The organism is Micromonospora sp. NPDC049240 (assembly GCF_040647835.1).
Lineage (GTDB): Bacteria > Actinomycetota > Actinomycetes > Mycobacteriales > Micromonosporaceae > Micromonospora.
The window spans coordinates 78163-91331 of record NZ_JBEZCX010000012.1 but is presented as its reverse complement, the minus strand read 5'-3'; the positions used below and the strand labels follow the sequence as shown (position 1 = coordinate 91331).

Below are 13169 nucleotides of genomic sequence, written 5' to 3'. Positions count from 1 at the left end.
GGCCGCCGACGAAGGGCCGAGAATGGACACCAACAGACATCCGCTCGACCGCAGGCGACTCCTCGCCGGCGCGGCGGCGGCCTCGACGCTCACCCTGACCGGTCTGGCCGTCGCGCCCGGCCCCGCCGCCGCGGCCCCGGCCGGCGCCGGAACGCCGCTGGTGACCCGGGACCGGATCGCGACCGCCGCGTTGCGCGCGCCCGACGGTTCCGCGCCGGCGGTCCGGATCCGGGCCGACTTCTCCGACCGGCTCGCCGCCTGGCTGGCGTTCTGGTCGGCGAACTCCCCCCGCGCCTGGAGCGCGCCGACGCAGGTGGTCGCCCGGGTCGCGCCGGCCGGCGACGCGCTGGACCTGCACGCGGTCCGCTACCGCCGCGACGACGAGCCGCGGGCCGGCTTCACCGCCACCCGGCGGGACGCCACGCACCTGGCCACGCTGGCCAGCCTGCACCACCACTTCCCGAGCGTGCGCGTCCGGCCGGACGGGACGATCCGGATCGGCGACGGGCCCGCCGGCTTCACCGGCGCGCCGGAACAGGTCGCCTTCGCGGTCGCCGCCTGCCGTGGGCTGTGGGGCGACGCGGCGGCCACCGCCGACCGCTGGCGGGAGCACGCCGGCCGGGTCCTCGCCCGCGCCGGCCGGCCCGCCGACGCCGGCTCGCACGCCGGCTGGGCGGCCTTCACCCGGACCAGCCTGCGTCGCGGGCTGGGCACCGAATCGTACGAGTGACCGGAGGAAAACAGATGGCCCGCAACGAGTTCCGCTTCGTGGTCGACGGCGTCGACCTGACACCCGACCAGCAGACCCTGATCGCCGGCGAGATCCAGAAGGCCGGCCTGGCCGCGCTGCGTACCGCCAACGCCAAGCTCGTCAACCCGCTCACACTCGGCCACGGCAACATCAAGCTGCGGCCCGAGTGGTACGGGCTCTGGGTGCTCGACGGCGTGTCCGCGCAGGACCTCGGGCAGAAGATCAACGACATCGGGTTCTGGATCCAGCGGTGACCGACGCCGCCCGATCGGCCGGCCCGCCGGAGCGGATGTGCCCGAGCACGCCGGCGTCCAACGCCACCGTGTTCCTCGGCATGATCACGCCGGCGGGCCGGGTGGCCTACGTGACGCCGGCCGTGCCGGCCGAGGTGGCGCTCGCCGGGGCCGACGACTCCGACGGGCCGATCGAGTCCCGGGTCCGGCTCGCCGGTCCCTGCGTCACCTCGTCCTGCGGCTTCTGGACCGGCTCGCACTGCGGCCTGGGCGCCCGGATGGCCGCCTCGTACGCCGAGGCCGCCCCGCCGGCCGAGGAGACGCTGCCGAAGTGCGCGATCCGGCGTACCTGCCGATGGTTCGCCGAGCAGGGGCCGGCGGCGTGCCCGGCCTGCTCGCACGTGGTCACCGACGCACGGTGAGCGCGGGTGGCTGCTTGACCCGGCCACGCACAGCCGCTGATCCTCGCGGCCGTGTCGTTCGCCTCCGCTGCTGGAGCGGTCAGCCGGTGGACACCTGGTGTGACCCGTCGTGGACACGGCGGTAGCGCTCGTAGATCACGCGGGAGCTGAACGTCTTGGTCTCGACCAGGTTCAGCGGGATGTCGGCGGTGACCGGCGGCAGGTACGGCGTGCCGCCACCCACCACGACCGGGCACCGGTACATGCGCAGCTCGTCGACGAGGCCGAGCTCGATCGCGGCCCCGGCCAGCACGGTGCCGCCGATCGAGACGGGCTTGTCGGTCGCGTCCAGCGCCATGGCGATCTCCTCGGCCACCGACGCCTTGGCGAGCCGGGCGTTACCCTGGACGTCATCGAGCGTACGGCTGAAGACGACCTTCGGCAGGTCGCGCCAGGTGTCGGCGAACGCGGCCCCGATCTCGGTCTCGCGCATCGCCGGATCCGTCTCCCACACCAGCATGTTCTCGTAGAGCCGGCGGCCCAGCAGGTAGCCGCCGAGCTGGCCCACCTCCGCGTGGTGGAACCGGATCAGCTCATCGTCGGGGCCCGTCCAGTCGAACGAGCCCGCGCGGTCGGCGACGAAGCCGTCCACCGAGACGCTCATCGAGTACATCAGCACAGATTCTCTCCTTCTCCGGCCTATCTGGACCACAGCCTGACACATCGGGACGATGTTCTGGCGCCTTGAGACCGCGGCGTCGCCGCCTGTCGGACCGGTCGACTAGCGTCGGGAGGTCATGGAGCCGCGGTTCGGCGAGGGGATCATCGGGCGGGAGCACCCGGCCGGGTTGCTGCGCGCCGAGGTGGCGCGCGTGGTCGACAGCCACGGCGGTCTGGTCCTGGTCACCGGTGAGCCGGGCATCGGCAAGACCACCCTGGTCTCGGCCGCCGCCGACGAGGCCCGCCGACGCGGGGCGCTGGTGCTCGGCGCCGCCTGCTGGGATTCCGACACCGCCCCCGACTACTGGCCCTGGGTGCAGGTGCTGCGCCGGCTGGCCCGGGCCACCGGCGACGCCGCGCCCGCCAGGGAGGCCGCCGACGCCGGGCTGGCGGCCCTGCTCGGCGAGCACGCCGCCGACAACGACCCGGTCGAGCCGGGTGACGACGGCGGGCGGGACGAGTTCGCCCGGCACGACGCGGTGACCGGCGCGCTGGTCGCGGTCGCCCAGCACCGGCCGGTCGTGGTGGTCCTCGACGACCTGCACTGGGCCGACCCGGCGTCGTTGCGGCTGCTCCGGTTCGCCACCCAGCACACCTGGTTCGAGCGGCTGCTGGTGATCGGCACCTATCGCGACGCCGAGGTGGAGGCCGACGACCACCGGCTGCGCCCGCTGCTGCTGCCGTTGGCCGCGAAGGCCACCACCGTCACGCTGACCGGCCTGGGCCGCGACGAGGTGGCCGCGCTGATCCGCCGCACCGCCGGCCGGGAACCGGGCGCGGCGCTCGTCGACGAGGTGCACCGCCGCACCGGCGGCAACCCGTTCTTCGTCGAGCAGACCGCCCGGCTCTGGCACACCGACGGCCTGGCCGACACCATCGCCCCCGGCGTACGCGAGGCGGTGCGGCGCCGGCTCGACCAGCTACCCGCCCCGGTGGTCGAGGCGCTGACCGTGGCCGCCGTGCTGGGGCGCGAGTTCCACCGGATGACGCTGGCCGCCTGCGTGCCCGCTCCGGCCGCGCAGGTCGACCGGCTGCTCGACCGGGCCGCCGCCGCCCGGCTGGTGCTGTCCGGCGGCGGTGGCCGGTTCGCCTTCGTGCACGACCTGGTCCGGGAGACGCTCTACGACGGGCTGTCCGAGCATGAGCGGCATGCCCGGCACGCCGCCGTGGTCCGGGCCGTCGACCGCGCCGACGACGCGCTCGCCGGCCGGCCCATCGCCGCCGACCTGGCCCGCCACGCCTGGCTCGCGGGCCCCGAGCTGGATCCGGTACGCGCCGGTGACCTGCTGCTGACCGCCGCGCGCGACGCCAGCGGCCGGCTGGCCGTGGAGGAGTCGGTGCGGCACTTCCGGCGCGCGCTGAGCCTCACCGACGAGCCGGTCCGGCGGGTCCGGGTGCTGCTGGAGCTGGCCGGGCTGCTGCACCACGCCGGCACGCCGGGCGAGGCCGAGCAGTTGCTCGTCGACGCCGCCGCGCTGGCCCGAGGGCTGGCTGAGCCGGCCGTGCTGGCCCGGGTGGCGCTCACCGTCCACAGCCAGCACTCGGCCACCCGGCGCCGGCTCGACGCCGACGCGCTGGTGCGGGAGGCGTACCAGCGGTTGATCGGCCCGCCCGAGCCGGAGCGGTCGACACGTGCCCTGGTCACCGACCTGATCACCGCGACCGAGACGCTCGCCCGGCACGGCCGGGACGACGAGGCGCTCACGTTCAGCCTGTGGGCCCGCCACGACACCACCTGGGGGCTCGGCACGGCCGAGGAGCGGGCCGTGGTCACCGCCGAGATCCGCGAGGTGGCCCGCCGCGGCGGCGACCGGGACACCGAGCTGTGGGCCACGTCGCTGCGCTGGGTGGCGCTGCTGGAGCTGGGTGACCCGGCGTACCGGGACGAGCTGGCCGCGTTCGTCGCCGGCTGCCGGGCGGGCGACGTGGCCCGGCAACGGATGGCGGCGGCCGTGGACAGCGGCATCATCGCCGCCTTCCGGGGCGACTTCGACGCCGCCGACGCGTGCTACGCCGAGATGGACGGTTACGGCGAGTGGGAGCACTCCGACCACGCCTTCATGGCCCACCACCTGCGCTGGTCCCTGCTTCTGCTGCGCGGGCGGCTCGCCGAGGCCGAGGCCGTGCTCGACCGGCCCGGCGCGGCCAACCATCCGCAGGTGGAGCTGCTGCGGGCGATCACCGCCGCCGAGCGCGGCGACGCCGACACCGTGCTCCGGCTGGTCGGCGGCATCGAGGCCGCCGACACAGCGTACCCCCGGCCGGTGTCGGCGCTGTGGCTGCGGCTGCGGGCCCAGGCGGCGGCCGTGGACGGCGACCCCCGTCGCTGCGCCGAGGCACGGGCGGCCCTGGCGCCGCACCGCGGACGGTGGATGGTCGCGCTGTTCGGCTGCGACATCGGCGGCCCGGTCGACCTCTGGCTGGCCACCGTGGACGCGGCGGAACGGCGGTGGGACGACGCGGTCGCCGGCTACGCGGCGGCCCGGGCCGCCGCCGACCGCCTGGGCGCCCGCCCCTGGTCGGTGCTCGGCCGGGCCGGGCTGGTCACCGTGCTCGCCGGGCGCGGCGGGCCGGGTGACGCGGCCGAGGCGGCCCGGTTGTGGGCCGGGACGGTGGCCGAGGCGCGGGAGTTGGGCATGGCCCAGGTGATCGAGCGGCTCACCGCGGCCGGCCCGCGGGCGGCCGACCTCGACGTGGACGTGTCGACGTCGCGGGCCGACCGGGCCGCGCGGGTCGGATCCACCACGGCGGCCAGGTCGGGTGTCGCCGGTCGGGGCGGCCTGGGAGGTGGGCCCGGCATGAGCGGTTGGGCCGCCATGACGGTCGGTGCGGACCCGAGCGGCCGATCCGGTGCCACGGCCGGCGACGGCCCTGACGCGGAGGTGCACGGCGCCGACCCGGCCATGCCCGAGTTCCGCCTCGACGGTCCGGTGTGGCGACTCGCCTACGCCGGCGTGGTGGTGCACCTGCCCGACGCCAAGGGCCTGCACGACCTGCGGCTGCTGCTGAGCCGACCCGGTGTGGACGTGCGCGCGGTCGAGCTGCTCGACCCGGCGGCCGGCGCGGAACTGGTCGCCGCCCGCCGCCTCGGCGCCGACCCGGTGCTCGACGACGAAGCGAAGGCGCGCTACCGGCAGCACCTGCGGCGGCTCGACGACGAGATCGACCGGGCGGCGCTGCGCGACGACGCGCGGCGGCTGGCGGCCCTGGACGCCGAGCGCGCGGCGCTGCTCGACCAGCTGCGCGCCGCCGCCGGGCTGGCCGGGCGCAGCCGCCGCCTCGGCGACCAGGCCGAGCGGGCGCGCAAGGCGGTGACCGGCCGGATCCGCGACACGCTGCGCCGGATCGAGCAGCGGCACCCGGTGCTCGCCGCCCACCTGCGCGAGTCGGTCACCACCGGCGGCACCTGTCGGTACCTGCCGGCCGAGCCGGTGCGCTGGCGACTCTGAGCCCGACCGGTGTTCCCACGCCGGAGCGGCGGGACCCGGAGCGTCCGGGCCCCGCCACCCCCGGGTCAGCGGCGGTTGTAGCGGCGCATGGTCAGCGTGCCGAACACCACCACGAACCCGGCGCTCCACAGCAGCAGCCACATGGTGTTCGTGGCGTCCGTGGCGCCGGCCATCGCGGCCCGGACCGAGGCGACCAGGTGGGTCACCGGGTTGACCTTGACGAACGCCTGCAACCAGCCCGGCATGGTGGCCGGCTCGACGAACACGTTGCTCAGGAACGTCAGCGGGAACAGCACCATCATGCTGACGCCCATCACCGACTTCTCGCTGCGCAGCACCAGGCCGAAGAACGTCCACACCCAGGAGAACGCGAACGAGAAGACCACCAGCAGGCCGATGCCGGCCAGCACGCCGGGCAGCCCGCCGTCGGGACGGAAACCGAGCACCAGCCCCACGGCGAGGATGACCACCGCGGCCAGGATGTACCGCAGCACGTCGCCGAAGATCATGCCGACCAGCGCCGCCGGCCGCCACACCGGCAGCGTCCGGATCCGGTCGAAGACGCCCTTCTCGATGTCGTTGTTCAGCCCGAGCCCGGTGTACATGGTGATCATCACGACGCTGGTGACCATGATGCCGGGCAGGAAGAACTGGAGATACGCGCGCGGGCTGTCGGCGAGCGCGCCGCCGAACAGGTACGTGAACATCAGCACCATGATGATCGGGAACGCGGTCACGTCGAACAACTGCTCCGGCACGTGCTTGATCTTCAGCACGGCCCGCCAGCCGAACGTCAGCGACGCCGACAGCGGCCCCGGTGGCGCCGGCCGCTCCCCGGGGGCGAGCACGGTGGCCAACGCCTCGGTGGAGGGCACGTAGACGGACGGGGCCCGCCCGGTGGTGGTCGCGGTGTCGCTCATCGGGCCGCCTCCAGCTCGTCGTGCCGGTCGTCCGCCGCGACGGCCGGGTGGTCGGTCAGGGCCAGGAACACCTCGTCCAGGCTGGGCTGGCCGAGGGAGAAGTCGTCCACCACGATGCCGGCCCGGGCCAGCTCGCCGAGCGCCCGGGCGGCCTGCTCACCGGCCTCCAGGTCGGTGCCGTCCTCGCCGACCCGGGCGGTCAACGCCACCGGGTCGGCGGCGAGCTGCACCGGCACGTTCAACGTCGTCCGCAGCACCTGCTCGGCCCGGGGCCGCTGCCCGGCGTCGCGCAGTCGCACGTGGACGGTGCCCGACCCGACCGACGACTTCAGCTCGCCCGGGGTGCCCTCCGCGATCACCCGACCGTGGTCGACGACCGCGATCCGGCCGGCGAGCTGGTCCGCCTCGTCCAGGTACTGCGTGGTCAGCAGCACCGTGGTGCCGTGCGCCACCACCGCCCGGACGATCTCCCACACCTGGTTGCGGCTGCGCGGGTCCAGCCCGGTGGTCGGCTCGTCCAGGAACAGCAGGTCCGGCGTGTTCAGGATGCTCGCCGCGATGTCGATGCGCCGCCGCATCCCGCCGGAGTACTTCTTCACCTGCCGGCCGGCGGCCTCGGTCAGCCCGAACGCGGCGAGCAGCGCCTCGGCCCGCTCCCGCGCCGCCGGGCGGCCCAGCCCGAGCAGCCGGCCCAGCAGGACCAGGTTCTCCGCGCCGGTGAGGTCCTCGTCGAGCGAGGCGTACTGGCCGGTCAGGCTCATCCGGGCGCGGACCGCGTCGGCCTCGGTGACCACGTCGTGGCCGAAGACCCGGGCGGTGCCGCCGTCCGGACGCAGCAGCGTCGCCAGCACGCGTACGGCGGTGGTCTTGCCGGCGCCGTTGGGCCCGAGCATCCCGTAGACGGCGCCGGCGGGGACCCGCAGGTCCAGGCCGTCGAGCGCCCGGGTCGAGCCGAACGACCGGGTCAGGCCGTCGGCCTCGACGGCCAGCCCGGTGTTCCGGTTACTCATGATCACTACCTCTCTCCATGGATGGTTCCCCGCATGCGTACGGGCGGGCCGCGCGCCCCTCGCGCAACGCCAGGCCCCACCAGCACAGCTCGTCGAGGAGCACCCGGACGTCCTGCCGGAGCCGTTCCTCGACGTGCCCGTCGGGCAGCCCGCCGTCGAGCAGGTCGACGCCGACGGTGTCCCGCACGGTCGTCGCGTGCAGCGCGGTGAAGACGGTCCGGAGCTGCTCGACCGCGTACCGGCCGACCGACCGGTAGCCGTACGAGACGAAGCCGACCGGCTTGGCCTGCCACTCGTCGTACGCGAAGTCGATCGCCTGTTTCAACGAGGCCGGGAAGCTGTGGTTGTACTCCGGGGTGACCACGACGAACGCCTCCGCCTCCGCCACCTGCCGGACGAACTCCCGCATCGCCGGCGTGGGCTCGGCGGGCAGGGCGGCCGGGAAGTCGTACCCGGCCAGGTCGATCTCCCGCACGACCAGCCCGGCGCGGTGGCGGGCCTGGTCGGCGAACCACCTGGCGATCCGGTCGCCGACCCGGCCCTCCCGGGTGCTGCCGACGAGCACGGCGAGCCGTAACGGTGTCATGCCGCCCCTCCCTCGCTGCCGGCCTCGACCGGTAGGCGCCAGAAGGCCCGCCAGATCGGATCTGGCGGGCCGTTTCGTCGGGGGTCTCTGGTCGAATCGGTGGATGACCGAGGTACGCATTCTCCGCTGGAGCACCGACGACCTGGCGTTGCTGCGGGCGCTTAACAGTCCCGAGGTGCGGGCGCACACCGGCGGCCCGGAGACCGACGAGCAGGTGCGCGCCCGCCACGAGCGCTACGTGCGCGGGACGGGCCCGCGCAGCGGGACCATGTTCACGGTGGTCACGCCGGACGGGACGAAGGTGGGCAGCGTCGGCTTCTGGCCGCGTGACTGGCGCGACGAGCCGGTGTACGAGATGGGCTGGGCGGTGCTCCCGGCCCACCAGGGGCGGGGGCTGGCGACGGCGGCGGTGCGTGCGGTGGTGGCGGCCGCCTCGGCGGTGGGCGACCGGCGCTTCGCGCACGCGTACCCGTCGGTGGACAACCCGGCGTCGAACGCGGTGTGCCGCCGGGCCGGGTTCACGCTGCTCGGCCCGACGGAGTTCGAATACCCGCCGGGGCACCTGATGCGCTCGAACGACTGGCGCATCGACCTGACGCGCTGACCCGGTCGGTCGGTCAGTGCGCCGTGTCCAGTCGCGTCCGCTGCTCGGCGGTCAGCTCCAGGTCCACCGCGGCCAGGGCCTCGTCCAACTGGGCCACCGAGGAGAAACCGACAAGCGGGATCGCCGGCACGTCGCCGCCCATCAGCCAGGCCAGCACCACCTGGTTGACGGTGGCGCCGGTCTCGGCGGCCACCGCGCGCAGCGCCGCCAGCCGGGCCGGCGTGCCGGGCAGCGCGTACGCCTCGCCGAGCCGCTCCGGCTTCGCGTACGCGCCCTTGAGCAGCGGGGAGTACGCGACCAGGGTGAGCCGCGGCTCGGCCCGAAGGTAGCTGACCAGGTCGGGGCCGGCCCAGCCGATCTGGCCGTCCGGGTCCAGTTCGCTCGGCAGGTCCACCCGGGGCGGCAGATAGCTGCGGTGGTACTGGAGCACGTCGTAGCCGGGCAGCCCGGCCGCCGCCGCGAGGGCCCGGGCCCGCTCGACCCGCCAGGCGCGGTGGTTGCTCGCGCCCAGCAGCCCGACGGTGCCCTCGGCGACCAGCTCCGCGAAGCCCTCCACCGTCTCGCGCAGCGGAACGGTCCGGTCCTCGATGTGGGCGTAGAGCAGGTCGATCCGGTCGACGCCGAGCCGTTCCCGGCTGCGTTCGGCGGACTCGCGGATCACCTTGGCGGACAACCCCTCCGGGTTGTCCCGGTAGCTGGTGCCGGGCGCGAGCGGGCGGGCGCCGAGCTTGGTGGCGAAGACGATCTCGGCGCCGATCCCGCGGCTGCGCCGCCAGCGGCCGAGGAGCGTCTCGCTCTCGCCGCCCTGGCCGCCGTTCTGCCAGAAGGCGTAGTTGTCCGAGGTGTCGACGAACGTTCCCCCGGCCTCGACGTACCGGTCGAGGATGGCGTAGGAGGTGGCCTCGTCGGTGGCGGTGCCGAACAGCATCGCGCCGAGGCTGAGCACGCTGACCTCGCGGCGGGTGGCCGGATCGGTGCCGATGGTGCGGTGACGCATGTCTGGGTCCTCCCCGTCGGAGCGTTTCCGCCACCCTGCCCCTTCGAGCGCGCGCGAAGTCAAACGCCGGCCAGGGGCCGGCCGACGAGCCCGTCGGGGAGCCGGCCGGCGCGGCGACACCATTCGCGCACCGTCGAATCATTGGCGCGTACCGGGGGTGGTGGTCTGCAATGGCAGGGCAACGACGCCCGCCTCGACGGGTGGTGCGGAACCAGGAGGCGGCGGGCCGGTCAAACGGGGGTCGGCCCGCCGCACGGCCGGAGGAGGGGCCACGTCGGCCCCTCCTCCGGCCGGTTCAGTCCGGTACGTAGTCGAACGTGTCCGGGTTGGGGCCCTGCCGACCGGCCTCGCCCTGGTCCAGGCCGCCGAGCCGGTCCATCGTGGCGTCGTCGAGCGTGAAGTCGAAGATGCCGAAGTTCTCCTCGATCCGCTTCGGCGTGGTCGACTTCGGGAAGACGATGTCGCCGCGCTGCACGTGCCAGCGCAGCACCACCTGGGCCGGGGTCCGCCCGACCTGCTCGGCGACGTCGACCACGGTCGGGTCGTCGAGCACCTTGCCCTGCGCGATAGGCGACCACGCCTCGGTGCCGATCTGGTGCGCCCGGTCGTACGACCGCACCGCCTCGTTGCCGAAGTACGGGTGCGCCTCGACCTGGTTCACCGCCGGCACCACGTCCGCCTCGGCGGCCAGCCGCTCCAGGTGCGCCACCTGGAAGTTGGACACGCCGATCGACCGCACCCGGCCGTCACGTTGGAACTCCTCCAGCACCTTCCAGGTGGAGACGAAGTCGCCGTCGTAGAGCGTGGGCAGCGGCCAGTGGATCAGGAACAGGTCGAGGTAGTCGAACTTCATCTCCCGCAGCGACCGCTCGAACGCCTTGCGGGCGTCGTCCGGGCGGTGGAAGCCGTTGTTCAGCTTGCTGGTGACGAAGACGTCGCCCCGGTCCAGGCCGGAGGCGCGCACCGCCTGCCCGACCTCGGCCTCGTTGCCGTACATCTGGGCGGTGTCGATGTGCCGGTAGCCGATCTCCAACGCCGTGCCGACCGCTCGGGCGGTCTCCCCGGGGTCGATCTGGTACACCCCGAAGCCGAGCTGCGGGATGGAGTTGCCGTCGTTGAGCGAGATGTCCGGAACGCTGTTGGCGGCCATGTCGTGTCTCATCTCCGATCGTCCGGGATGCCCGGAAGCGCTTCCACGCGGCTCCCGGGCCGTGCCACCCGGGGTTCCTACCCGCTCGGCGGGCGTCCTCACGGCCGGCGGCGGGTGATCTGGGACAAGCCGTCAGCCCCAGATGGACCGCGCCCACTCGGGGTGGTCGACGAACGGATTGCGGTTGCCCTGCCAGCGCTCGTAGATGCGTTGGTTGCGGCGCTGCTCGAACGCGTCCGGCGGATCCTGTTCGTTCCAGGCGAGCAGCTTCGACAGCCGGCCGAGCCGGGGCGTGGTCCCGTTGGCCACCGAGTCGTTCGGCTCCAGGTCCGGCCAGCCGTCGTCGCCCTCGTACCGGATCGCCATGTAGAGGATCATCCGGGCGACGTCGCCCTTCACCGCGTTGCGCGGCTCGAACGAGTCGGCGTCGGTGTAGCAGCCGGGCGCCTCGGCCACCGCGCTGCCGCCGGCGTCGAAGTCCTTGTTGCCGCGCAGCGAGTTGACCGACACGTCCTCCGGTCGCAGGTGGTGCACGTCGGTGCCGGGGCCGGTGGCGGTGCCGAAGTCGCCGTGCGACTTGGCCCAGACGTGCTCGCGGTTCCAGTCGTCGACGCCGCCGCCGTTGCTGGTCTTGCTCTGCGAGCGCCCGCTGTAGAGCAGGATGACGTTGGCCGGGTTCGCCGGGTCCTGGTCGGTGTCCTTGAGCGCGTCCCACACCTGGTCGTACGTGAGCTTGGTCTGGGTCCTGATGATGGTGTGCAGGGCGGTGCGCAGCGCCGGCCCGGTCCTGCCGGTCGCGGCGGCGTAGTAGTCGGTGGGCGAGGCGGTGCCGGTCGGGCTCGGGGTCGGGCTCGGGGTGGTCCCGCCGCCGAGGCTCATCGCGGTCGGGTTCTTCAGGCCGCCGTGGCTGAAGTACGCGGTCAGCGTGCCGGTCGCGGTCACCTGCCGGCCCCGCAGGGAGGGGTTGGCGAGCAGCCCGAAGGTGGTCCGCCAGGCGGCGGTCACCTGCACGTACAGCATCCGGCCGGTGCCGGTCTCGGTGGCCTGGTCGGCGATCGCGATCGCGGTGTCCGCGGTGAAGCCGGACGTGATCACCGTGTTCGTCGCGGTCGGCTGGCCGATGACGTAGCCGGTGACGGTGGCGGCGCGGCCGTCCTGGGCGGCCAGCGCCTGCGCCACGGTCAGCGTGGTGGCCGCCGACGCGGCGTGGGTCACCGCGAGTGGGGTCGCGACGGTGACGGTCAGCACGACCGCCGCGATCAGCCGCCCGGATCGCGAGCGGGTGACGCTCCTCATATTCATGCCCAGCGATGCTATTCGGTGTCGGGTGAACTCCGGGAGATCACGGCGACAACTTTCCGTCCCGACCGGCCTCGAACAGCACCGGCCAGGGGCGGGCCGACGGGGCGACGAACGCCGGCCCGGCCGGCGTCTCCGCCGCGGCCAGCACCTCGGCGGCGAGCCGGCCGACCATCGGCGCTGCCGGGTGCGCCGCCCGGTCCGGCCAGACGGCGGAGATCCGTCGGGCCAGCGGCGCGCCGACGAGCGGTCGCCAGGCGATACGCGGTTCCCGCCGCGCCAGGGCCGCCGGCTCGACGGCCACCGCCCCGCCGGCCAGGAGCAACCCGAACAGGAACTCGGGGTTGCGCGCCGGGCGAACCCGGGGCGGGACGAAACCGTGCTGCCGGCACACCGTCAGCAGGTGCTCGTGCCAGCCGGGGGCGGTGGCCGGTGGCGCGGTGACCAGATCCAGACCGGCCAGGTCGGCAAGCGCGACCTCACGGGCCCGGGCCAGCGGCGAGGTCCGGGGCAGCAACGCCCCGACCGGCACGTCCACCGGCTTCCCGAACCGCAGTCCGGCCTCCTCGACCGGATGGTGCAGCAGGCCGACGTCCAGCCGTCCCTCCGCCAGCATCCGCCGCTGCTCGGCGCTGGTCAGCTCGTGCAGATCAAGGTCGAGCCCGGGTGCGCGGGCGGCCAGCCCGTCGAGCAACGCGCGCACCGTCACCGCCGGCGTCTCCGGGGGTACGCCGACGCGCAGCACACCGAGCGCGCCCCGGCGCACCTGGTCGGCGAGGTGGCGCAGTCGGCGTTCGCCGGCGAGCAGGTCGTCCGCCTCGCCGAGCAGCAACTGGCCGGCGGTGGTGAGGCGGACCTGCCGTTGCGAACGGTCGAAGAGCGCGGTGCCCAGCTCCCGCTCCAGCCGCCGGATCGACTGGCTCAACGGCGGCTGCGCCATGCCCAACGTGTCGGCGGCCCGGCCGAAGTGCAGCTCCCGGGCGACCACCACGAAGTGCCGCAGGTGTCGCAGCAGGTCCACCCGCGCACCCTAGCGTCCGCGCTGGTTA

13 protein-coding genes are annotated in these 13169 nt (G+C 74.4%); 5 read left to right on the top strand and 8 right to left on the bottom strand.

Annotation, left to right across the window (positions count from 1 at the left end; translation table 11 throughout):
• Positions 1 to 22: 22 nt before the first annotated feature.
• From AB0B02_RS19805 to AB0B02_RS19795, 3 genes are read left to right on the top strand one after another with little or no spacing between them, the layout of a single operon-like run.
• Positions 23 to 730 carry a hypothetical protein gene (locus AB0B02_RS19805; protein ID WP_357302187.1) on the top strand — a complete coding sequence of 236 codons (708 nt, stop codon included), beginning with the start codon at positions 23 to 25 and terminating at the stop codon, positions 728 to 730.
• A 14-nt stretch (positions 731 to 744) separates the two neighbouring features.
• Positions 745 to 1005 (top strand): hypothetical protein, encoded by a 261-nt coding sequence (locus tag AB0B02_RS19800; RefSeq protein WP_281936205.1) that lies wholly within the window; start codon positions 745 to 747, stop codon positions 1003 to 1005.
• Positions 1002 to 1406, top strand: a complete 405-nt coding sequence (locus AB0B02_RS19795; protein WP_281936204.1) for a hypothetical protein — start codon at positions 1002 to 1004, stop codon at positions 1404 to 1406. The genes AB0B02_RS19800 and AB0B02_RS19795 overlap by 4 nt, the downstream gene beginning before the upstream one ends.
• Before the next feature lie 79 nt (positions 1407 to 1485).
• On the opposite strand, the gene AB0B02_RS19790 is transcribed toward AB0B02_RS19795, so the two are convergent.
• A complete protein-coding gene (locus AB0B02_RS19790; RefSeq protein WP_357302534.1) occupies positions 1486 to 2058 on the bottom strand; it encodes a dihydrofolate reductase family protein in 573 nt (190 codons plus the stop codon).
• Positions 2059 to 2182: 124 nt separating this feature from the next.
• On the opposite strand from AB0B02_RS19790, the gene AB0B02_RS19785 reads away from it, so the two are divergent.
• Positions 2183 to 5554, top strand: coding sequence for an AAA family ATPase (locus tag AB0B02_RS19785; protein WP_357302183.1), 3372 nt, complete (start codon positions 2183 to 2185; stop codon positions 5552 to 5554).
• 65 nt (positions 5555 to 5619) lie between these two features.
• On the opposite strand, the gene AB0B02_RS19780 is transcribed toward AB0B02_RS19785, so the two are convergent.
• Genes AB0B02_RS19780 through AB0B02_RS19770 form a run of 3 tightly spaced genes read right to left on the bottom strand, consistent with a single transcriptional unit; the run spans position 5620 to position 8070 of the window.
• The gene (locus AB0B02_RS19780) at positions 5620 to 6474 is read right to left on the bottom strand and encodes an ABC transporter permease (protein ID WP_357302180.1); all 855 of its coding nucleotides are present in this window, start codon (positions 6472 to 6474) and stop codon (positions 5620 to 5622) included.
• On the bottom strand, positions 6471 to 7484 hold the full coding sequence (locus AB0B02_RS19775; protein ID WP_281936198.1) for an ATP-binding cassette domain-containing protein: 1014 nt from the start codon (positions 7482 to 7484) through the stop codon (positions 6471 to 6473). The genes AB0B02_RS19780 and AB0B02_RS19775 overlap by 4 nt, the downstream gene beginning before the upstream one ends.
• Complete coding sequence (locus tag AB0B02_RS19770) at positions 7477 to 8070, bottom strand: NAD(P)H-dependent oxidoreductase (protein ID WP_281936196.1); 594 nt, start codon at positions 8068 to 8070, stop codon at positions 7477 to 7479. Before AB0B02_RS19770 ends, AB0B02_RS19775 begins: the two co-directional genes overlap by 8 nt.
• A gap of 103 nt (positions 8071 to 8173) precedes the next feature.
• On the opposite strand from AB0B02_RS19770, the gene AB0B02_RS19765 reads away from it, so the two are divergent.
• Positions 8174 to 8674 (top strand): GNAT family N-acetyltransferase, encoded by a 501-nt coding sequence (locus tag AB0B02_RS19765; RefSeq protein ID WP_281936194.1) that lies wholly within the window; start codon positions 8174 to 8176, stop codon positions 8672 to 8674.
• 13 nt (positions 8675 to 8687) lie between these two features.
• Here AB0B02_RS19765 and AB0B02_RS19760 read toward each other — a convergent pair whose 3' ends face one another.
• From AB0B02_RS19760 to AB0B02_RS19745, 4 genes are all read right to left on the bottom strand, one after another.
• A complete protein-coding gene (locus AB0B02_RS19760; protein ID WP_357302175.1) occupies positions 8688 to 9671 on the bottom strand; it encodes an aldo/keto reductase in 984 nt (327 codons plus the stop codon).
• A gap of 295 nt (positions 9672 to 9966) precedes the next feature.
• Positions 9967 to 10821, bottom strand: coding sequence for an aldo/keto reductase (locus tag AB0B02_RS19755; protein WP_357302531.1), 855 nt, complete (start codon positions 10819 to 10821; stop codon positions 9967 to 9969).
• Positions 10822 to 10953: 132 nt separating this feature from the next.
• On the bottom strand, positions 10954 to 12123 hold the full coding sequence (locus AB0B02_RS19750; protein WP_357302172.1) for an endonuclease: 1170 nt from the start codon (positions 12121 to 12123) through the stop codon (positions 10954 to 10956).
• A gap of 40 nt (positions 12124 to 12163) precedes the next feature.
• Complete coding sequence (locus AB0B02_RS19745) at positions 12164 to 13141, bottom strand: LysR substrate-binding domain-containing protein (RefSeq protein WP_281936190.1); 978 nt, start codon at positions 13139 to 13141, stop codon at positions 12164 to 12166.
• Positions 13142 to 13169 lie beyond the last annotated feature (28 nt).

Excerpts from the sequence above, each read along its gene's own strand:
- AB0B02_RS19805 (WP_357302187.1), top strand. The coding sequence starts at position 23 with ATGGACACCAACAGACATCCGCTCGACCGCAGGCGACTCCTCGCCGGC.
- AB0B02_RS19800 (WP_281936205.1), top strand. The coding sequence starts at position 745 with ATGGCCCGCAACGAGTTCCGCTTCGTGGTCGACGGCGTCGACCTGACA.
- AB0B02_RS19790 (WP_357302534.1), bottom strand. The coding sequence starts at position 2,058 with ATGTACTCGATGAGCGTCTCGGTGGACGGCTTCGTCGCCGACCGCGCG.
- AB0B02_RS19785 (WP_357302183.1), top strand. The coding sequence starts at position 2,183 with ATGGAGCCGCGGTTCGGCGAGGGGATCATCGGGCGGGAGCACCCGGCC.
- AB0B02_RS19780 (WP_357302180.1), bottom strand. The coding sequence starts at position 6,474 with ATGAGCGACACCGCGACCACCACCGGGCGGGCCCCGTCCGTCTACGTG.
- AB0B02_RS19775 (WP_281936198.1), bottom strand. The coding sequence starts at position 7,484 with ATGAGTAACCGGAACACCGGGCTGGCCGTCGAGGCCGACGGCCTGACC.
- AB0B02_RS19770 (WP_281936196.1), bottom strand. The coding sequence starts at position 8,070 with ATGACACCGTTACGGCTCGCCGTGCTCGTCGGCAGCACCCGGGAGGGC.
- AB0B02_RS19765 (WP_281936194.1), top strand. The coding sequence starts at position 8,174 with ATGACCGAGGTACGCATTCTCCGCTGGAGCACCGACGACCTGGCGTTG.
- AB0B02_RS19760 (WP_357302175.1), bottom strand. The coding sequence starts at position 9,671 with ATGCGTCACCGCACCATCGGCACCGATCCGGCCACCCGCCGCGAGGTC.
- AB0B02_RS19755 (WP_357302531.1), bottom strand. The coding sequence starts at position 10,821 with ATGGCCGCCAACAGCGTTCCGGACATCTCGCTCAACGACGGCAACTCC.
- AB0B02_RS19750 (WP_357302172.1), bottom strand. The coding sequence starts at position 12,123 with ATGAATATGAGGAGCGTCACCCGCTCGCGATCCGGGCGGCTGATCGCG.